Annotated in this window: 16 protein-coding genes and 1 pseudogene; 7 read left to right on the top strand and 10 right to left on the bottom strand. The window is 64.4% G+C overall.

Annotated elements, in window-relative coordinates:
- Positions 1-13: 13 nt before the first annotated feature.
- The 6 genes and pseudogenes from lpxA to hrcA all read right to left on the bottom strand — a co-directional run bounded on the left by lpxA (position 14) and on the right by hrcA (position 5,845).
- The gene (gene lpxA / locus H6718_34850) at positions 14-772 is read right to left on the bottom strand and encodes an acyl-ACP--UDP-N-acetylglucosamine O-acyltransferase (GenBank protein ID MCB9590638.1); all 759 of its coding nucleotides are present in this window, start codon (positions 770-772) and stop codon (positions 14-16) included.
- Positions 773-809: 37 nt separating this feature from the next.
- Positions 810-1,274, bottom strand: a complete 465-nt coding sequence (gene fabZ, locus H6718_34845) for a 3-hydroxyacyl-ACP dehydratase FabZ (protein MCB9590637.1) — start codon at positions 1,272-1,274, stop codon at positions 810-812.
- 3 nt (positions 1,275-1,277) lie between these two features.
- Positions 1,278-2,333 carry a UDP-3-O-(3-hydroxymyristoyl)glucosamine N-acyltransferase gene (locus H6718_34840; protein ID MCB9590636.1) on the bottom strand — a complete coding sequence of 352 codons (1,056 nt, stop codon included), beginning with the start codon at positions 2,331-2,333 and terminating at the stop codon, positions 1,278-1,280.
- Between the two features lie 25 nt (positions 2,334-2,358).
- Positions 2,359-2,967, bottom strand: a complete 609-nt coding sequence (locus tag H6718_34835) for an OmpH family outer membrane protein (protein ID MCB9590635.1) — start codon at positions 2,965-2,967, stop codon at positions 2,359-2,361.
- Between the two features lie 260 nt (positions 2,968-3,227).
- Positions 3,228-4,565 (bottom strand): cyclic nucleotide-binding domain-containing protein, encoded by a 1,338-nt coding sequence (locus tag H6718_34830; GenBank protein MCB9590634.1) that lies wholly within the window; start codon positions 4,563-4,565, stop codon positions 3,228-3,230.
- An 83-nt stretch (positions 4,566-4,648) separates the two neighbouring features.
- Positions 4,649-5,845 (bottom strand): annotated as a pseudogene (gene hrcA, locus H6718_34825) (heat-inducible transcription repressor HrcA).
- Positions 5,846-5,953: 108 nt separating this feature from the next.
- Here hrcA and H6718_34820 point away from each other — a divergent pair.
- Positions 5,954-6,787 carry a hypothetical protein gene (locus H6718_34820; protein MCB9590633.1) on the top strand — a complete coding sequence of 278 codons (834 nt, stop codon included), beginning with the start codon at positions 5,954-5,956 and terminating at the stop codon, positions 6,785-6,787.
- A gap of 496 nt (positions 6,788-7,283) precedes the next feature.
- On the top strand, positions 7,284-8,153 hold the full coding sequence (locus tag H6718_34815; protein ID MCB9590632.1) for a response regulator: 870 nt from the start codon (positions 7,284-7,286) through the stop codon (positions 8,151-8,153).
- A 74-nt stretch (positions 8,154-8,227) separates the two neighbouring features.
- On the opposite strand, the gene nhaA is transcribed toward H6718_34815, so the two are convergent.
- Positions 8,228-9,688, bottom strand: a complete 1,461-nt coding sequence (nhaA, locus tag H6718_34810; protein ID MCB9590631.1) for a Na+/H+ antiporter NhaA — start codon at positions 9,686-9,688, stop codon at positions 8,228-8,230.
- Positions 9,689-9,904: 216 nt separating this feature from the next.
- Here nhaA and H6718_34805 point away from each other — a divergent pair, with 216 nt between their 5' ends.
- The 3 genes from H6718_34805 to H6718_34795 all read left to right on the top strand — a co-directional run bounded on the left by H6718_34805 (position 9,905) and on the right by H6718_34795 (position 12,653).
- Entirely contained in the window at positions 9,905-10,516 is a 612-nt protein-coding gene (locus H6718_34805) for a pentapeptide repeat-containing protein (protein MCB9590630.1), read from the top strand.
- Positions 10,517-10,636: 120 nt separating this feature from the next.
- Positions 10,637-11,761, top strand: a complete 1,125-nt coding sequence (locus tag H6718_34800) for a diguanylate cyclase (protein ID MCB9590629.1) — start codon at positions 10,637-10,639, stop codon at positions 11,759-11,761.
- A gap of 34 nt (positions 11,762-11,795) precedes the next feature.
- Positions 11,796-12,653 (top strand): HDOD domain-containing protein, encoded by an 858-nt coding sequence (locus H6718_34795; GenBank protein ID MCB9590628.1) that lies wholly within the window; start codon positions 11,796-11,798, stop codon positions 12,651-12,653.
- A gap of 8 nt (positions 12,654-12,661) precedes the next feature.
- Here the strand turns inward: H6718_34795 and H6718_34790 are convergent, their stop codons facing one another.
- Complete coding sequence (locus H6718_34790) at positions 12,662-13,405, bottom strand: glutathione S-transferase (protein ID MCB9590627.1); 744 nt, start codon at positions 13,403-13,405, stop codon at positions 12,662-12,664.
- A gap of 90 nt (positions 13,406-13,495) precedes the next feature.
- Between H6718_34790 and H6718_34785 the strand changes: the two genes are divergently transcribed.
- Entirely contained in the window at positions 13,496-16,300 is a 2,805-nt protein-coding gene (locus tag H6718_34785) for a valine--tRNA ligase (protein ID MCB9590626.1), read from the top strand.
- Positions 16,301-16,397: 97 nt separating this feature from the next.
- Complete coding sequence (locus tag H6718_34780) at positions 16,398-17,081, top strand: hypothetical protein (protein MCB9590625.1); 684 nt, start codon at positions 16,398-16,400, stop codon at positions 17,079-17,081.
- 132 nt (positions 17,082-17,213) lie between these two features.
- Here H6718_34780 and gloA read toward each other — a convergent pair whose 3' ends face one another.
- Together gloA and H6718_34770 are read right to left on the bottom strand one after the other, a co-directional pair.
- Complete coding sequence (gene gloA, locus H6718_34775; GenBank protein MCB9590624.1) at positions 17,214-17,639, bottom strand: lactoylglutathione lyase; 426 nt, start codon at positions 17,637-17,639, stop codon at positions 17,214-17,216.
- Positions 17,640-17,685: 46 nt separating this feature from the next.
- Positions 17,686-19,773, bottom strand: a complete 2,088-nt coding sequence (locus H6718_34770) for a hypothetical protein (GenBank protein ID MCB9590623.1) — start codon at positions 19,771-19,773, stop codon at positions 17,686-17,688.
- Positions 19,774-19,900 lie beyond the last annotated feature (127 nt).

Raw genomic sequence — 19,900 nt, 5'->3', positions numbered from 1 at the left:
CGCGCGGCAACACCTAGGTCTCCGCGAGGATCGCGGTGAGCAGCTGGCGCACGAAGTCGTCGCTCGCCTCTGCTCGCAGGCGCTCGGCCGCCACCCTCAGCGGCTCGCCACCGGCGTAGAGCGTGCGCTGAGCGGAGCGCAGAGCGCGGATGCTGTCTTCCGGCACCTGGTTGCGACGCAGCCCGACGCTGTTCACGCCGCGCACTCGCGCGCGGTCACCCGCCACCGTCAAAAACGGAGGCACGCTGCGCTCGATCATCGCGCCACCGGCGGCGAACACGATGCGACCAATGCGGCAGAAGGGCGCCACGGCGACGTGTCCACCCAGCACCGCCGCGTGCTCCACCACCACATGTCCTCCGAGCGACACGTAGTTTGTCAGGATCACGCGATCGCCGACGTCGCAGTCGTGGGCGACATGCGCGCCCACCATGAAGAGGCCAGAGTTTCCGATTCGCGTCGTCCCATCTCCCTTGTGGGTGCCGCCGTGCACCGTGCACGATTCGCGAAAGACGTTGTCGTCGCCAATCTGGACCCAGCTCTCACGCCCGGTGTGCGACTTGTCCTGGGGAGGCCCGCCGATCACCGAGAACGGATGCACCTGGTTGTTTGCTCCGAGGCGCGCGCCAGCCCGGATCACCACGTGGCTCACGAGCTCGGTGCCCGCGCCAAGCTCCACGTCGCCCTCGACGACACAAAACGGACCGATGCGCACGCCGTCGCCGAGCTTCGCGGCGCCATCGACCACGGCGGTCTGGTGAATCTGGGACACGCTGCTGCTCCAGGTTGAGTCTGTTACCCTACGGATACTACTTGTCGCGATCGATGATCGACGCCAAGAGTTCCCCCTGCGCACACAGCGTTCCATCGACCGTCGCCTCACCACGCAGCTTCCACACATTGGACCGGTGGTGCTTCACTTCAACGTACAGGTCGAGGCGGTCCCCCGGGGTAACGGTCTGGCGAAACTTCGCGTTGTCGATCCCGAGGAAGTACATCAGGCTCCCAGTGGGATCGAAGGGGTCCGACGCGTAGGCCAAGATGCCGCCGATCTGAGCTAGGGCTTCGATGATCAGCACCCCGGGCATGATCGGGCGGCCAGGGAAGTGGCCTTGCACCCACGGTTCGTTGTGGCTGACCATCTTGTGGCCGCGAATGCTCTCGTTGACCTTGATCTCGGTGACGCGATCGACCAGCACGAATGGATAGCGATGCGGCAAGATCTCCAGGATCTTCTGGATGTCGACTTTGATCGGCCTAGCTCGCTCGTTCATCCTTCACCGTCCCGAGAACAGTTTCGCGGTGGCACGCAGCCAGCGATTCCGGGAGACCGCTGGGAAGCCTGCCACGACCTCACCCGCCGGTACATCCCGGATCACACCGGTCTTCGCGGCGACCTGGGCCCGATCGCCGACGCGGACGTGATCCGCGACGCCGGATTGTCCGCCCATACGCACTTCGTTCCCGACTTCGCACGAGCCGGCAAATCCACACTGCGCTGCAATCAAGCAGCGTTCCCCAAGTTGCGCGTTGTGCCCGACGTGAACCTGCGCGTCGAGCTTCGTATCGCGCCCAATGCGTGTGGGTCGCAGACACCCCGAGTCGATGGTGCAGTTCGCGCCGAGCTCCACCCCTTGTTCCAAGATCACGCCGGCGAGCTGAGGAATTCGCACGGCCCCGGATGGCCCTTGCGCCCAGCCAAATCCAGCTCGGCCAACGACGCTGCCAGCCCCCACGACCACATCTGCTTCGATGCGGACGCGAGGGAAAATCACGGCGCCGGGCTCGACCACCACACTAGCATGCAGCGAGGCACCCGAATGGACCACCGCGGACGGCGCAACGCGAGCCTCATGACAGGCGCTCCCGCTCCAGTCCTCGCGGTCGCGAAGCGACTCCACAGCCCGAAGCGACTCTGCAGCCCGGTCGCGAAGCGACCCTGCAGCCCGAAGCGACCCTGCAGCCCGAAGCGACCCTGCAGCCCGAAGCGACCCTGCAACCCGCTCGAGCAGCTGGGCCAACACCCAACTCGGATTCTCATGAGCCCACGCGCGTGGCAGGCGCGATGCGAGACTGGGCCGGGTCAGGGCAATCCCTGCCTGCGCCATGGCCTGCTCGAGGTAGCGAGGGTGAGTGACGAACGACAGATCGTCGACGCGAGTCGCGTCCTGAGGCGAAACCAGCCGCTGGATGGAGTGCTCTGGCTCCAAACCGCGTACCTCACCCCCAAAAATGAGCACGAGCTGCGCCAGCGTCTCCGGCTGAGGCAGCTCGATCCCACAGCGCGGTGCATCAACAGCGCGCTGCTCATCCAATGAGTGATGGGAGCTCATTGGCAAAGCCCCCACACGCTCGTTTTCACTTCTTGGGCGCAGCGGCCGGCGCCTTGGGCGCAGGCGCAGCAGGCTTCTTGGCGGCGGGCTTCGCGTCGTCGTCGTCCACGGCGCCACCCTCGTTGTACATCTGGATCAGCTTGTCCGTCAGATCCAAATCCGCACGGAAGTAGGGAACGGCCTGCTTATCGAGCACCATGTCGAAGCCGTTCGCGGCAGCCAAGCGCCTGATCAGCGACATTGCCTTACGGGAAATGGGGCGCATGAGCTGGCCCTCTTTCTTCTGCAGCTCCTTGTTGTACTCAACGAAGACTTGCTGCAGCTTCATCATGTCGTTCTGCCACTTCTCGGCGCGCTTCTGGTAGGCGGCCTTGCTCAGCACTGAACGCTGCTTCTCGATCTGCTCCTTCTCGGCCTGCAGATCGCGCTGCTTCTTGTCGAGCTCCTGCTGACGCTTGTCGAACAGCTTCTTGAGCGTCGCCTGAGCGCGCAGACCGTCTTCGGTCTCCATGATCGCACGCTGTGTGTCGACCACGGCAATCTTCATCGCGAAAGCAGAACCTGAGAACGCGACCAGCGCGAAAGCGACCAACAAAGAAAACAGCCCGCGGCGGGCGTGACGTTGAACGAGCATGCGCGGGACTTAGCGGTCAGCCGGAGGGGGGTCAAGCATCCGCCAGCCGCTCAGTCACGCTTCTCTTCCGAACGAAAAAAGTTCGGAGAGCGCTCCCCAGTGCCTCAGACTTTCCGCAGGTTTTTTAAGGGTTTCCGCGGCGACTTCGAGATTATTCACGGGTTCGGGGGGAGAGGCGCGCCGGTCGGTCAGCGCGGCTGATCGTGGCAGCGGGGCAAAGTCGGGTGTCTCGCCCCGAAACGGCGCCTGCCCCGCCCGCATCAGATGAGGACGAAGTCGTCCACCTCAGTCGCCTCTTGAGCCACGATCGAAGAGGTCTGCTCGTCGCGCTGGACGGCCAAATCGTAGAGCTCCGCTAGCAGCGTCGGGTGCTCCTTGATCAGCGAGTGGAAGCCGCTGTGAGGCAAATGCAGCGTCACCGTCGGGATACGCGCGACGACGTCTGCGTTGGAGGGCCGCCGCAGCACGAGCGCCACTTCTCCCACTACCTCGCCAACCCCGAGCTCGGCGATAGGCAGCTCTTCCCCATCTTCCTCGCGATGGCTGACCTGCACCGAGCCCGACGCAATCAAGTGCAAGCCGTCGCTCGACTGGCCCTGCTCGATGATGCGCTCTCCGGCTTCGAACGCACGGGTGACGAAGCGCTCCACCAGGGTGTGCCGTTCCTTCGCGCGGACCGCCCGCAGGATGGAGCTGGTACGCACCAAGTTCTCCACCATGCGTCGGCGAAAGCGCGAAGCGAACTCGTCACCGATGGCGGGCTCCCGCTCTGCCAGCGCATCCAAGCTCTCTTTGGTGGCGCTCAAGAGCAGGCTGGGGCGTAGCGCGCCGACACTCGCAGCCCTGGGAGCGCGAGAGATCAGCGCCATCTCGCCGACCAGAGCGCCGCCGCCTAGGCGCGCAAGGCGAACCTCGGCGTCAGCCCCGTGCTTGCTGACTTCAAGCTCGCCTCTTACCACGACATAGGCGGAGGTGCCGAGCTCGCCCTCATTGATGACGCGCTCCTCTGCATCGACCAATTGCAGCTCGAAAATCTCAACGAAGGCTGCGAGGGCTCCCTCACCGAGCGAGGAAAACAAAGGCTGCTGCGGGAGATCCCGAGGCGCCTCGCTCGGCAGCGCTTGCTTTGCGGCCTCGAGCGCATCGCCCGCCTCATCCAACAACGCATCCCCACGGAAAGATTCTGGGAGAGGCTGCTCGACCTCTTGAGCACCTCCCAGGGCTGGGGGCTCCATCGGACGCTCTCCCAAAGAGGCAGAACCTTCAGAGTAGGCCTTGGCAATCTGCTGATAGCAAGCGGTCGCGTCTCCGCCGAAGCGCCGCAGCTCGGCACACGCGGCGACAGCCACCGGTAGTTGCCCCGCGGCAATGGCTCGCGTCACGCAAGTCTCGAAACCAGTGCGCGCGGCGTTCTCCCGCCCCAGCTCTGCCATCCAACGGCTCGTGAGCAGCGCTGCAACACCCCCAGTCGCGTCCCGGTTCAGCTCCGCAACGACCCAGCGCAAAGCCTCTTCGAGCTTGCCGGCGCAAGCCAAGCCGATGGCCCGATCGATGACGTTGGGCTGGTTCTTGGTCGGTAGCGGGGGCGGAGCGGCCATGATTCTCCCTCTCTCCGTGGCTCATCCAGGAGCCGCGAAGAGCAGAGCCTAACCGATTCGCCTGCCGTCGGGCATGAAAGTGCTCAGCCAGCGTCGTGGTCCGGAGCGCTATTCCCCACCGACGACGCTGTGTCCGGGTCGTCTCCCAGAGCCTCGTCCGCGCCAGCGACACGCTTGCGTAGCAAGGAGTCACTCATGGCCTCGGCGGTGGCTCCGACCAGCGGCACCACGAACGGATAGTCCATGCGCGTCGGACCGATCACACCGATGGCACCACCTGGGTTGTCACCTGGGCCCCAGGGCGCCGCGACGATGCTCAGAGGGTAGCCCACGGTGTCTCGCGTTTCTTCGCCTAGGAACACTTGGACTCGCTGGCTGTGCATGATGCGGTCGAGCAGCTCAATCAGGTGCTCCCGGGATTCCAGCGCCGCAAGGAGCTCGCGGAGGCGTCCGGTGTCCTCGCCTTCGGCGCGGTCCAGAAGCTTGCTGCGACCTTCGATCACGATGTCCAAGCGACGGTCCGCGCCGGCTAGTGCCGCACGGATCAACGACACGCCCAGGCTTTGTAGCTGGCGCAGCTCATCCCTGCCCTGGGTCACCTCCTGGGCCAGGTCGTCACGCAGCTGGCTCAGCGTCCGCCCAGAGACGATATCGTCGAGCAGGTTGTGGAGACGAGATAGCTCGTCGTTACCCAGCGTCGCCTCGAGCTGGATGAAGCGATTCTCCACCGTCCCGTCACTGAACACGATCACGCTGAGCAGCTCTCCCGGGCGCGTTGGGATGAACTGCATCTTGAGCAGCGTGCGCGTTTCAGCCCGGGAGCGAACGAGCACAGCGGCGGTCCCCGCGAGATCGCTCAGCACGCGCCCAGCCTCGCGTAACCAGTCCGGCCCCTTGCGTTCACCGAATAGGTCATGGATGCGCCCCGCCTCTTCGCGCGTGAGCTGGCGCACGCGCATCAAGGCATCAATGAACAGCCTGAACGCCGATTCCGTAGGGATTCGCCCTGCGCTAGTGTGAGGTTGCGCCAGGTAGCCGCCGTCTTCCAAATCCGCCATCACGTTGCGGATGGTCGCGGCAGAGAAGTCGAAGCCGTACTTGCGTGACAACGTACGACTACTGACAGGCTGACCAGTAGCGATGAACTCGCTCACAACCGCGTAAAGCACCGAACGGGCTCGCTTGTTCACTTTCTAGAGTTTGGCCCGAGAGAGAAATCGGGTCAATCTGCACGCATGCGGCGTCGCGACTTGAAGCCTGAAGCAGCTGTCAGGCCGCATTGCGCTGTCAGCCCGCATTGCGCTGTCAGGCCACATTGCGCCGTCAGCCCGGGAGCTGCATCAGGCCCCCGTCAGTCGATCCGTCGACCTCACCGTGCGCGCGGCACGTTGGACGCTGCCCTGCTCACGGCAGCGTTGCTGCTGGTGCTGGCGCCTGGGCGAAGCCACGCGGAAAGCAAGGCGGAGTTCCCCGCCGACGCAAGCCAAGCAAAAGCAGTGCAGTACGCCGCGCTGGACCATCGACGCTGCATCGAGGCGCTCGAACAACGCAAGATCAACTTCTCCATCGAGAAGGAAGCACCGGGTGTGCTCATCCCGGTGCGCCTGCTAGGCCCCTTGCATGGCGTAACCTGGCGCACCGACTTCAGCGCTGAGCAGCGCCGCACCACCCCCTACGAGGTGCTGGACTGCCGCCTCTTGCTGGCGCTCGATGACTTCAGCCGCATCCTCGAGAAGCACGACGTGGAGGAAGTACGCGTCTTCTCCTTCTGGCGCCCACCAGCCAAAGACTGGCCCAAAGACAAGATCGCAAAGCGCCATCCTGGTGGCCTCGCGGCGGACGTTCGCCTGTTCAAGAAGCGACCCAAGCCTGCCGAGGAAGCCCCCAAGCAGGACGGGGAGACGAAGGAGCAGGCCAAGCGCTCCTCACCCAAGAAAAAATCCCCGAGGAAATCCAAAAAGCAAAAAAAGAAAGGCTCGGCTGAAAACGAGCTGTCCGTGCTGGATGACTTTGGTGGAAAGATTGGCGGCAAGGCCTGCGGGAAGGGCGCAACGCCGCCGAAACCAGACTCCGCCAAGGCGCGAGAGCTGCGGGAGATCTACTGCGAAGCCGCAGGAGGACGACTCTTCAACGTCATGCTGTCGCCACACTTCGACAAGCACCACTTCAACCATTTCCACCTGGAAGTCGCAGCCGGCGTGAAGTGGTTCATCGTCGACTAGTGTCCAGTCTCCGCGGTTCCCCGCAAAAAACCTTGCGCTACTTTCGAGACGCGGAAACGCCTCGTCGACTCGTTCAGCGAATCACGGCTTCGCCTCGCCGGCACTCCCCACTTATCAAAGTGGTGTGAGACTCCCGATCCGAAGCCTTGGTGCCAGGTCAAGCGGGGAATCGTACCCCGCAGGGTCCCCAACTCAGGCCCGAACAAGAGACAGCAACAGGACGCAGGCGAGCGGCTTTTGCGCCCTTGAGCGCCTGTGAGGCGAGGAAACGCTGCGCCGATTTGTTCGGCGAATCTCACATTCGCCTCACCAGGTCTGGTCAAAGGCGCGAGCTCTCAGAGGAACTAGGCGATTTCCTTGACACATTTCCTACGCACCACGATCATCTCTCTCCGGCTCGAGGTTCATTTGCCCGCATTCGTGGGGTGAATCGCGAGGCCGAAACCCATTCGGAGGTGCTGTGACCACGCTGCTCGCCATCGACGACAGCAAGACCATGCGCAAGGTGCTCGAGATCACCTTCGCTGGCGAGGACTACCAGACCGTCTTGGCGGATAACGCAGATGACGCTCTAGCGAAGCTGCGATCCGAGAAGCCCACGGTGGTGCTGGTAGATCACGATCTGGGGGGCCAGAGCGGCTACGACCTGTGTCAGCGCATCAAGAGCGAAGCGCCGGGCACTCGCGTGCTGATTCTCTCCAGCAAGCAGCATCCCTATGACTCGTCGCGCGGCGGTGCCGCCGGGGCTGACGAGCACATGGACAAGCCTTTCGACACTCAGCAGATGCTGGACAAGGTGAGCAACATGCTGCGCGCCGCTCCGGCTCAGCCGAGCGTGCAGGCGGCTGTCACCGCCCCCGCACCCGCGGCTCATGCAGCGCCAGCGGCTGCAGCGCCGGTCGTCGCAGCCAAGCCTCGCTCGCAGACGCTAGCGTACGGCACGCCGGCCCCGAGTCCTTCGGCGCCAGCGCCAAGTGCCGCGCCAGCTTCCGCGCAACCGCAGCGGACGCAGACCTACCCCGGCACGCCCGCGGTGACTCCGCGTCCTGCGCCGGTTCAGAGTTCTGCACCTATGCAGCGGCCAGCGCCGTCACCTGTTGCGCCTCCCGTCACGGCACCTCCGGTTGCCGCGGCTCCGGTTGCCGCGGCTCCCGTTGCCGCGCCCGCGCCGGCCGTCGCTGCTCACACGGGCAACGGCAGCGAACTAGCGGGCAAGCTGCAGGGGCTGGGGCTCAACCCGACGCAGGTCGAAGCGGTGCTGGCTCTGAGCCGCGAAGTGGTGGAGCAGGTGGTGTGGGAGGTCGTTCCCGTACTCGCCGAGACGATGATCAAGGAAGAGATCCGTCGCCTGACCCAAGAGGGTTAGCTCTTCGTTCGCTACAAAAGACCGAAAGGCTCCCGGTTCGGGAGCCTTTCTTGGTTTGTGATCCTCTGCGTGACTTAGAACTCGGTCGAAGCTTCGCAGTCACTCGCAGAGAGTTCCGCGATCTCCGGAGCCTGAGTCTTCGGCAGCAGGAAGCGCGAACCAATCAAGGTAGCGAGCGCCGCCAGGACTGAGGCACAGAGCACCGAGAGCTTCGCCACCCCGAGGTTCGATGCGTTCTCGAACGCAAGCTGCGAGACGAAGATCGCCATCGTGAAGCCGATGCCTGCGACCAATCCAACGACGGTGACGCCCTTCCAATCGACTCCGCGCGGCAACGAACAGATCCCCACCTTCACCGAGAGCCAGCTCGCGAACACGACGCCAAGCGGCTTGCCAATCACCAGGCCGGCCACGACGCCCATGCTGATGACACCCGCCGTAGCGGCACCGGTGTCGACGCCTCGCAGGTCCACCCCAGCGTTCGCCAAGGCGAAGAGCGGCATGATTGCGAAAGCCACCCAGGGGTGGAGCGCGGTCTCCAAGCGCACCACGGGGCTCACCGCTTCTCGGCGCGCAGCCTCGAGCTCGCTCAGAGGCTGAATCAGCCCATGCTCGCCGTGAGAGTCGCCCGCCTTGGAGTGCTCGCGGATCTTCCGCACCGTACGCTTGGCCACGTGCATGAAGCCCTTCTCGCCGTACCAGGAGGTCACGGGAGTCAGGAGGCCAGCAAGCACACCCGCGATGGTCGGGTGAACGCCCGCCTTGAGCATGCCGATCCACATCACGAACACCGGCGCCACGTAGGCCAGCGCACTACGTACGCCGAACCGCTGCATCCCGAGCAGCATCAGGATCCCGACCCCCGCGATCCCCAGGCCGAGGAACGAGAAGTCGGAGGAGTAGAACACCGCGATCACGACGATCGCCCCGATGTCATCAATGATCGCCAGCGCGAGCAGCAACACCCTGAGCGCCGCTGGCACTCGCTTGCCAAGCAGCGCCAATACGCCGACCGCGAACGCGATGTCAGTCGCCATGGGCACCGCCCAGCCGTGGGTCGCCGCGGAGCCGCGCGAGACCAGCGCGTAGATGATCGCCGGCATGATCATGCCACCTACCGCCGCGATGGCGGGCAGGGCGGCTCGGCGAATCTCACTCAGCTCTCCCTGATGAATTTCCCGGCGGATTTCCAATCCAACAACGAAGAAGAAGATCACCATCAGCCCGTCGTTGATCCAGAAGTGCAACGGCTGCGCCGTCTGGAGCGACCCGACGCCCAAGGACACCTTGGTGTGCCAGAAGTGCTCGTAGGTCGCGCCCCAAGGGGAGTTGGCCCAAATCAGGGCCGCCGCGGCGGCAATCAACAGCACCACGCCGCTCGCCGCCTCGATGTGCATGAAGCGATCGAGGGGCCGAATGACTTGCTTCGCGACCTTGCGCGCGAGCGCCCAAGACTCCGGTGGAGCAGAGGGTGGGGCTGAGTTCTGTGGGCTACCCTTCGGGGGCAGGCTGAGAGGAAAATCGCTGAGGATCATGCTGCCCGGAACGGGAGTTTTCCGAGGCGCTTGAGCGAAGATCCGGACACGAACTCGTTTGCCAAGCCCCCTTGGCGTCTCCAGCGAGGGCCTAGACCCCTGAAATCACAATAGAAAGCCGCGACCTCCCGTTCCGGTCTCCGCTAACTTGATTCCGCGTGGGCGGCTGTGGAAGGGTGCGCCGACCAAACGCGACAAGAACAAGGAGTCACGTAAATGCGCCAATTCAAGGCTCTCCTGTGGGCCCTACCAATCAGCCTGCTCGTCCTCGGATGTGACGAGAAGAAGCCGGAACCCGCCGCCGCAGAGAAGCCCAGCGCAACTGCAGCCGCCACTACCAGCGCCCCCGCGGAAGCGAGCGCGGCACCGAGCGCCGCCGCCGCTGCTCCGCTGGACAACACCGGTGCAGCCGGTGGGTGCAAGCCCGAGCCTGGTGCGAAGTGCGCCAAGGCGAAGATTGGCGACGCCGAGTGGAAAGGCAAGGACCTCACTGGCGCTGACTTCGAAGGCGCTGACATGGAATCCGTGAACCTCGAAGGAGCCAACCTGACCAAGGCGAACTTCAAGGGTGCGAAGCTAGACGAGGCAGACCTCACGAAGGCGAACCTCACGGACGCCAACTTCGAAGGCGCGAGCATGGTGGAGACCATCGTGACCGAGGCGACGCTCAAGGGCACGAACCTCAAGGACGCTGACCTCGAGGACCTCGACGACGAAGGCGCGAAGTGGGACGGCGTCACCTGCCCCGACGGAACTGCTGGCAAGACTGGCTGCAAGGGCCACATGAGCAGCAAGAAGAAGAAGGAAAAGGACGACGACGACGAGTAGTCGCTCCAAGTCCAAGCTGCCCGCCGGTGTCTCATCGGTAGGCACAAGCGGCAGCCATTCTGGCTGCCGCTTGCGCTTTGTGGGGTTACAGGTTCCAGCCGCGCTGTCGTTCCGTGCAGCGTGACCGCCGTATCGGACCTCGCGTCGCCCGAAAACTCATCAGCCCCGAGCGAAGACGAATCGCCGCCTCGAGTGCTCGTCGTCGGTGCGTGCCGCAACACGCGGCGCGTGCTCGAGACCACTTGCCGGGCGCAGGGCCACACAGTGACTTGCATCGAGGATGCGCTGAGGCTGCGACGCCACGTGAGCGAGCAGCACCCGGATCTAATCCTGATTGCCCTCGATCTCAGCGCCGCCTCACCACAACTCGGACTCGAGGTGTGTGGAGAACTGAAAGCGATGGCCCAGTGCCGACACACGCCCGTGCTGTTGGTCGCGAAGGAGTACCCGACCGCCCGCGTCGTCGCGCGCGCCTTGATCGCTGGTGCAGACGACGTCCTCAGCCTCGCGCCGAGCCGCTTCGAGGAACTCAAAGCACGCATCCATGTGTCGTTGCGCAACAAGCGCTATCGAGACACCTTGGCCCGGGTGCGCGCCGAGCGGAACGTGATCCGCGAGGATTCGCACGTCGATGCCCTGACTGGCGTGATGAACCGACGCGCCTTCGAGCAACACTTGCGGGCGCTATTCGACGATGGCCAGCACTTCGGTTTGCTGTTCATCGACGTAGACCATTTCAAGTCCGTCAACGACACCCACGGTCACGCCGTGGGTGACGAGGTGCTGAAGGCGATCGCCGCGCGGCTTCAAGACGGTGTGCGCGCCGGTGACCTGGTTGGCCGCTACGGCGGTGAGGAATTCATCGTGCTGGTGCGCGGCGTCTCGGGTCAAATCGCGCAGACGGTGGCGGAGCGCCACCGGCAGGCGGTCGCGACCCTGGATCTGTCTCCAATCAAAGGCCCAGCTCGGGTCAGCATCAGCGTCGGCGTGGCCGCGCACCACGTGGACAAGCCGTTCGACTCCGTGGACGCCATGCTGCGACGGGCAGATCGGGCGCTCTACGATGCCAAGCGAGCCGGCAGGAACCGCGTGACGATAGCGACGCGAGACAGCCTTGCGCCCCCGGCACCAGCGGAGCCCAGGCGCTCAGAGCGACCGACGCTCGTTGCTATTCCACGCGGCAATACACGAAACACGATCCCAGCGACTCCCAAATCGCGCGAAGGGCAGCGGCCGCGCCGCTAACCGGCGAACCTACTCACCACTCCACGAGGACCCCTTGATCGCCATCCCACATTACACCAGTGTTCCGCCCAACGTGGTGGAGGTAGTCCCCAGCGCTGCCGAGGAGGAGCTGCGAGAGCTGCTCGAGTCCGCATTGATCGGCCTGCCACTGCTTCCGGAAGCGGCGTCCCGCGCCATCGAGCTGGTGGAGAATCCAAACGCAGATATCGGGCGTCTTGGTGACCTCATCCGCTCGGACCCGCCCATCGCTGCGCGCTTCCTCTCAGTGGCCAACTCGGCGCTGTATTCCCGAGGTCGCGAGGTACCTTCCATCCACGATGCCCTCGTGCGCATCGGACTCTCAGGGAGCCGCGACTTACTCCTGCAGATCGTCTACGCCTGTTCGAGCGTTGGCCTGACGCACTATGGCCCACAGGTCCGTCGCAGCTACGACCGAGCCGTTATCAGCGGCGTCGTCGCCCGCGCCGCATGCAGCGAGCTCGGCATTCGCTACAAGGACGCTTACCTGATCGGTCTGTTGCACGACCTCGGAGAGGCTCGGGTGTATCGTCTGCTCGACCGCCTCGAGGTCCCGCCATCCGCCGTCGAGGCCGCTCTACTGGTGGACCGTTACCATACGGAAGCAGGAGAGGACATCGCCCGCGCATGGAAGCTACCCCAAGACGTAGTGGACGTCTGCGGCAGCCATCACCGGCAGGGTCTAGACATCTCACTCCCAGTGCGCCTAGTACAGATCGCGGACCTGCTCACCGCCTCGGTGACGGCGGAGAGCGCCGGCGAGACGTACGATGAGCCCCTTGCACTCGGTCAGCTAGGGCTCTTAGGCGTGTCGGGGGAGGACGCGGCGGCGATCATCGAGCACTCCGTCGATCTGCTATCCCCGAACAGCTAGCGTGTTTGCTAGCGATGCCGCTCGTAAATCCGCAAGGCAAATCGCCCAGCAGGATGCGCAGAGAACTCGTCGACCAGCGCCTGAAACGCTTGGGGCATCTCCGCCTTTGGCAGGAAATTCCCGCCGTAGGCCGGCGGTAGCAACAGCGGGCCGGCGAGGGACGCAAACGTCAGGTCCGCCGCGCTGAAGCGCTCACCGAGCAGGTACGGCGAGCTGCTGGCCTCTAGCGCGCTCGCCACGTCATCGAACAGCTGGCGACACAGAGCGTGTTTGCTCTTGGCCCGCTCCCCGTTGACCCGGTAGCGCTTGCGAATCCCCTTCCCTGCCAGCGGCAGCAACGCCGGCAACATGGCGCGCGCTACGCCGCCATACACCCGCTGCATTTGCTTGAGGAAGATCTGGGGTTCTGGCAGCAGGGCGTCGTAGCCAAGCAGGCGCGCTGCCGGCCCGAGCTCGCGATCGAAGCGCGCGACCCAGCGCTCGTTGTCCGCTGCCAGCTCGCCCTCGGGGAACAGACGCTGCGCCTCGGGGGTGCGCGCGTCCACCCAGCGCAGAATCTCCGTGGATTCCCCGATCGCTCCTCCCTCGTGCACCAGCACCGGAACCGTACCGGTGCGCGAGTACCTGCGCGTCGTCAGGAGGTGGACCGCGGGGAGCTTGCCCACTTCCTCGTAGGGCAGGCGCGCGCGATCCAGAGCCCAGCGCGCCTTCTCGCAGTAGTGGCTGATGGGGATGGTGATGAGCCGCAGCATGTTGCGGACTATAGCTGAGACGCGTTCTACGGGGCTGCAAGCCCAGCTTCAGATTGCGGGAGGGGCATCCACACACTACGTTCCGCCGCCATGTCCTCCGAGATGCCGAAGGCCTACGAGCCTGCCGAGGTCGAACCCCGCTGGTACCAATACTGGATGGATCACGGCGTATTCCGCGCAAGTACGGACGCCGGAGACCAACGGCCAACTTACGTCGTCTCCATGCCCCCGCCGAACGTCACGGGCTCGCTGCATATGGGGCACGCGCTGTTCGGCACGATTCAGGACGTTCTGATCCGTCACAAGCGCATGCAGGGCTACAACGCCCTCTGGCAACCCGGGATGGATCACGCGGGTATCGCCACACAAACGGTCGTGGAGCGCCAGCTCAAGCGCGAGAACCTCACCCGCCATGATCTCGGCCGTGAGGCGTTCATCGAACGCGTGTGGAAATGGAAGGAAGAGAGCGGCGGCCGCATCCTCAAGCAGATGCAGGTGCTCGGCTGCTCCGCCGACTGGGACCGCCTGCGCTTCACCATGGACCCGGACCTGAACCGCGCCGTGACGGAAGCCTTCGTGCGCCTGTACGAGGAAGGCCTGATCTATCGCGACACGCGCCTGGTGAACTGGGACGTGGAGTCGCGCACCGTCTTGTCGGATCTCGAAGTCGAGCAGGAGGAGGGGGTGAGTGGTGAGCTGTACGAGTTCGCGTACGCCGTCATCGACCCCGAAGGAGACGGGGCGAACGAGCTAGTCGTCGCAACCACGCGCCCGGAAACCATGCTCGGCGACACCGCTGTGGCGGTGCACCCCGACGACCCGCGCTACAAGCACCTGCACGGCAAGAAGCTGAAGCACCCCTTCGTCGATCGTGAAGTGCCCATCGTACTCGACGACATCTTGGTCGACATGGAGTTCGGGACCGGCGCCGTGAAGGTGACCCCGGCTCACGACTTCAACGACTTTGCCACAGGGAAACGTCACGGCCTCGAAGAGATCAACATCATGAACCTCGATGGCACGCTCAACGAGCAAGCCGGAGAGTTCGCAGGGATGGAGCGCTTCGCGGCGCGCAAAGCGGTGAAGCGGCGCCTCGCTGAGCTCGGCTTCGAGCGCGGCAGCCGCCAGCACACCATGACGCTGCCCCGCTCCCAACGCTCCGGCACCATCGTGGAGCCGATCATCAGCACGCAGTGGTTCGTGAAGATGGAGCCCCTCGCAAAGCCGGCGCTGGCAGCCGTCAGAGACGGTCGGACCGAGATCCGCCCCGAAGAGTGGGTGAAGACCTACAACCACTGGCTCGAGAACATCCAAGACTGGTGCATCAGCCGGCAGCTCTGGTGGGGCCACCAAATCCCCGCATGGTTCTGCACCAAATGCGATCACGTAAACGTCTCGCGTGAAGCACCGAGCGCGTGCGCCAAGTGCCAACACACAGAACTCCGTCAAGATCCAGACGTCTTGGACACCTGGTTCTCCAGCGGCCTCTGGCCCTTCTCTACGCTGGGTTGGCCCGAGCAAACCGAAGCGCTCAAGCGCTTCTATCCGTCATCGGATATGGAGACCGGCTACGACATCCTCTTCTTCTGGGTCGCTCGCATGATGATGATGGGCCTCCATTTCATGGGCGACGTGCCTTTCCGCAGGGTACTGCTCCACGGCATGGTGGTCGACGAGACCGGCGCCAAGATGAGCAAGGTCAAGGGTAACACAATCGACCCGCTCGACCTGATCCACGGCGCCGACTTCAAGGCGGTGGTGGCCAAGGCGTCACCCGGCGCGCCCGAAGCCGAGGCACTCAAGAAGTTCCAGAAGGCGTACCCCTCCACGGCGAAGATGGGCCAGGGCTTCGAGCCCTACGGCGGTGACGCGCTTCGCATGACGCTCTGCAGCTACTCGCCCCAAGCCAAGCGGATCGCGCTCAGCCCGAAGCGCTTCGAGGGCTACCGCAACTTCTGCAACAAGGTCTACAACGCGGTCCGCTACTCCCTCACCCACATCGAGAGCGCGACGGTCACCATCGAGCCTCCGAAACCGACGCTCCTCATCAACCGCTGGATCCTCTCGCGCCTGAGCAAGGTGGTGGAAGAGTCCACACGGGGCATCGAAGATTTCCGCCTGGATGAAGGGACGCAGGCGCTCTACCACTTCCTCTGGGATGAGCTCTGCGACTGGTACTTGGAGGCCAGCAAGCCGGTTTTCATCGGAGGCAGCGACGCCGAGAAATCCGAGACGCGCAACACCCTAGCCCACGTGATCGAAGCCACGTTGCGAGCCCTCCATCCCTACATGCCCTTCATCACTGAAGAGCTGTGGCAGCGCGTACCCAAGCCCGACGCTTCGCCCAAGTCGATCGCTCTCTGCAGCTACCCGAGCGCGAGCGTGGGTATCGCTGACGCCCAGGCGGAGACGGACTTCGAGGTCTTGCAGGGCGCCATCAGCGGCGCGCGCACCATCCGCACTGAGTACCAGGTTCACCCGGGGGCCAAGGTACCCCTCGCGCTCCGCAGCGCCGACGCTCACATCCGAGAGCTGCTCGCGAATGAGCAGCTCCTGATCGCCACCCTGGTCAAGTCCGATGGAGCGCCCGAGGTGCAGGCGCCCGACGCGCCCCGCATCGCCGGTTCGGTCGTCTCGGTGGTTGGCGCTGTGGACGTGGTGATAGGCCTCAAGGGCTTGGTCGAAGCCAGCAAGGAAGCCGAACGCATCGAGCGGGGGCTGAAGAAGTTGGACAAGGACGTGGTGTCTCTGCAGAAGCGCCTGGAGAACCCCAAATTCCTTGAAAACGCGCCCCCCGAAGTGGTGACCGAAGTTCGAGAGCAACTAGCGTCACTCGAGGCGCAACGTGGCCGCTTGGAAGAAGCCAAGCAGCTCGTGGCGGAACTCGAGGGTTGATTCGCTTGTAGTTTCGGCCACTTTCAGTCGATCCGAAAAAACTCAGGCTCCAGAGATTTTCGACGCAACCAGGGCGGCGAGCGGCCGACCCCTGTGCATGTCGGATAGCACTGGTTTCCCCTCCCTCGATAACACCGCCACTCACACGCCGGTCTCGACCGGTAGCGTGGCTTCCCCCAACCACCAGCTGGGTGACCTCATCACCAAGCTCAAGCCCTTCCAGGGCAGCAGCAACCTCGAGACCTGTCTCGAGGTCGGCAAGCTCGTCCTCGACCGCTTCTACGACGGCTCTCTGGAGCGCTTCCGCGAGCTCGGCACCAAGCACATCTCCTTCCGCAAGATGTCGGAGATCCCGGAGCTGCCGGTCACGGGCCTGTTCCTCTACCGCGCAGTTTGCATCTACAACGTCTACCACACGCATGAGGCTTGGCGCTTCCGTCACAACGGCATGAGTCACTTCCGCGCGGTACTGAACCTACCCGCAGCCGTTCAAGCCAAGCTGCTCGATGCCTCGGAGCGCGAGCAGTGGACCGTCAACCGCCTGCAGCACGAGGCGAGCCTCAAGCGCTGCACCAGCGAAGCAAGCGCCCGTGCGCCCATGCCGGCGTTCGTCAAGGCCTTGAAGGCAGTGCGCAAGCACGCCGCAAAGGAGTTTCACGGCTACGCAGATCTGGAACGCGCCGGTGAGCTCGACCGCGCCACGGCTCAAGAGCTCCAGCGTCTAGCGAGCGAGCTCGCTGCTCGCTTTGCCGAGGTTGCCGCGCGCCTTGAGCGCCGTTGATTCCGAGCTACGGTCTGAAGGCGACGCCCGCTCGGCGTCCCGTCGGTCGTAGCAACCTCACTCAGCGATAACTGTGCGGTCCGACGCGGGCGCGCCCCATTCATTCGGGAAGAGGCGCGACCGCTGGATGAGCTACCACTCGCCGGTGTTGGGCATAGACGCCCAAGGCTCGGCGGGTGGTAGGGCATCGCCCCGCTGCAGCAGTTCAACCGACTGCTGATCGGGCGAACGCACGAACGCCATCCGACCGTCCCGTGGCGGGCGTAGGATCGTCACCCCACCGGCTCGTAGGCGCTCGCAAGCTTCGTAGATATTTTCCACCTGGAATGCTAGGTGGCCAAAGTTACGACCTACAGAGTAGTCGTCCTCCTGGTCCCAGTTGTAGGTGAGTTCGATCTCCGCGGGATCACCCTCCCGCCCCGTTCCAAGGAACACGAGCGTGAAACGCCCCCCGTCGTTCGAGTGCCGACGGAGCTCGACGAGCCCCAACTTGTCGACGTAGAAATCGAGCGCCCGATCGAGGTCTTTCACCCGCAACATGGTGTGAAGAAAACGCATTGGCGGAGCATGCCCGAGCGACGCAGCCTCGGGCAACGACCAGTTCTCAGTAAGGAACTTCGATGGCGAGCCACAGTGGCCGAAAATCGACCTCCAAAGAGAGGCTCGCGTGAGGGCCCGCGCCTAGCGCCATATCCACAGAACGCAGGCCAAAACGCTGCGCCATGACCAGCTTCGCCTCTGCCTCCCCGAGGCGCTTGGTCAAGCTCGCGGCGTCGGGGCGCCCACGCTTCGCGATGGCAGCAACGCAAGCAGCATTGCCCTTGCAGTTGGCCTTCGCCGCCAGGCGTCCCAACTCCAGGATCCACAACTCACGCCAGACATCCACCGCTGCCGTGGGTCCGCCGCGCGCCTTGAGTTGCTTGACGTACTCGAGCTGCTTGGGGCCCTTGGCTTGCCGAGCCTCGAGCACCAGCAGGTAACAGTGCACCAGCTCGAGTAGCTCCTTCTCCAGACGGCTACTGACCTTTGGGGACTTGTTGATCAACGCCTGCAAGAGTTGCTCGGCTGAAGCGAGATCGCCTCTCGCGGCAGCAATCCCCGCGGCGTCCAGCGCGCCACGAGCGCGCAGCTCGAAGGGCAACGGCCCTTGAGCGAGGCGTCGTCCGGCGCTCTCCAGAACCTTGGCGGTGCGGTCTGTGGGAGCCAGCGCGTGTTGCAGCTCTGCCAACTCCAGCACGGTGTCGGTACGATCAGCCGCCGTCTCGATCAGCTTTGCCAGCTGCACGATCGCCGCTTCGGCGCCGGCGCTGTCTCCGAGGCTGAGGCTCGACCAACCCTGCAATGCCGCGCGGGGATGAGCGAGCTCGGCCATCTCGGCGCCGAGCAGTGGTCGCACGTCGCCACCACCAGAGAGCCGACTGGCAACTGCGATCACCGCTGCATCGGACCAACCCCGCTGGACTGGATCATCGGCGCAGTCGCTGCATGCAAGGGCCTCAGTCGCACGCTGCTTGAACGCGCTCGCGACGTCCTGAGTGGGATCTGCAGGCCGCTCGACGGCGTCACGCAGCACGTCGACGTAGAGTGCTGCGTGCTCAAAGCGCTTAGAAACCGCGCTCGCCTCCTTCAGTACGTCCCGCAACGCCCGCAGGCGTGAAGCCAAGGCCTGCCTGGCGTCCTCTTCCGACTTCCCCTCAACATCGATTCCGTACAGAAACGGCAGAGCAAACCGCAAGGCGACGTAGCCAGCGACTGCGTCAACGCTGCGACCGGCCTTCGACTGCCAGGCGGCGTCCAGCTTTGCGAAGGCTTTGGTCTCCTCCTCGCGCTGCTGGAATGCAATCCGACACAAGAGCGGCGAGGCCATCAAGCGCGGGATGCCGGGGCAGCTCGAGTCCTCCAGCGCAACACGCACGCCGAGCAAGCTGGCGGTCAAATCTTTGGATCCGTCCGGAATCAGCTTCCGCGCCTCCTCGAACCGACCCAGCATGACGAGCGAGCTCGCCCGCTCAAGGGGCTCGAGCCCTGGACGCTCCAAGCGTTCCGCCGCCTCGACCATCGGGGCGACCTGAGCCCGAAGCTCTGGCTCAGTGTTCTTCCCGGCATGGCTGAGGGCGAGCTTGGCCTCCTCCACCGCGCCAGCTCGGGCGGCGGCCCCCGCCAACTCCAGGAAGCGAAGCGTGCCGGGATCGATCTCTGCCGCCAGGACCAGCGCCTGGTGACTGAGTTCGGTCAGGTCGAGCACCTCAGCAGCCTGAGCAATCGCTACATAGTGATCCGCCGTCAGAACGTCCTTCGACCCTACGGCGGTGCTGCGCTCCCGGATCCACTCCGCTGCAGCGCGGCGTGCGATCTCGCGCACGTTGGGCAACAGAGCCTTCACCTGCTCGGGCTTGGTGCCCTGGGTGAGCAGTAACATCTCGACGCCGGCTGAGCTCGTGGCAAGCGCGAGGCGCGCCCTCGGACTATTCCCTCCGGAAACAAGATGAAGCAGGGGCCGACGCTCAGGGTAGGGCCCAGTCTCATCCAAGAGCTGTGCCTTCTCTTCGGGCGGCAGTCCGTTGACCACCTTCTGCAGCTCCTGCTTCTGAGCCGGGGAGAGGCCGTCGAGCACTGGCCCCAAGAGCGTCACCTCAGACATCTCTCGCGCCAACTCTTCGCGGGGCGTGGGAGGCGGCTTCGGCTTAGCCACGCTGGTGGGAGGTTTTGCGGGTGGCTCGCTTGGGTGACACGAGGTCAGCGCCAAGCACAAACCCAGACCCAAACGAGCTGGAACGGTCGCACAGTTCAGACCCAAACTCCTTCGGCGTTGCCGCATG

Source organism: Polyangiaceae bacterium (assembly GCA_020633205.1).
In the GTDB taxonomy this organism is placed as follows: Bacteria; Myxococcota_A; Polyangia; order Polyangiales; family Polyangiaceae; genus JAHBVY01.
The sequence above is the reverse complement of the archived record's forward strand: the minus strand, read 5'-3'. Positions and strand labels throughout refer to the sequence as shown.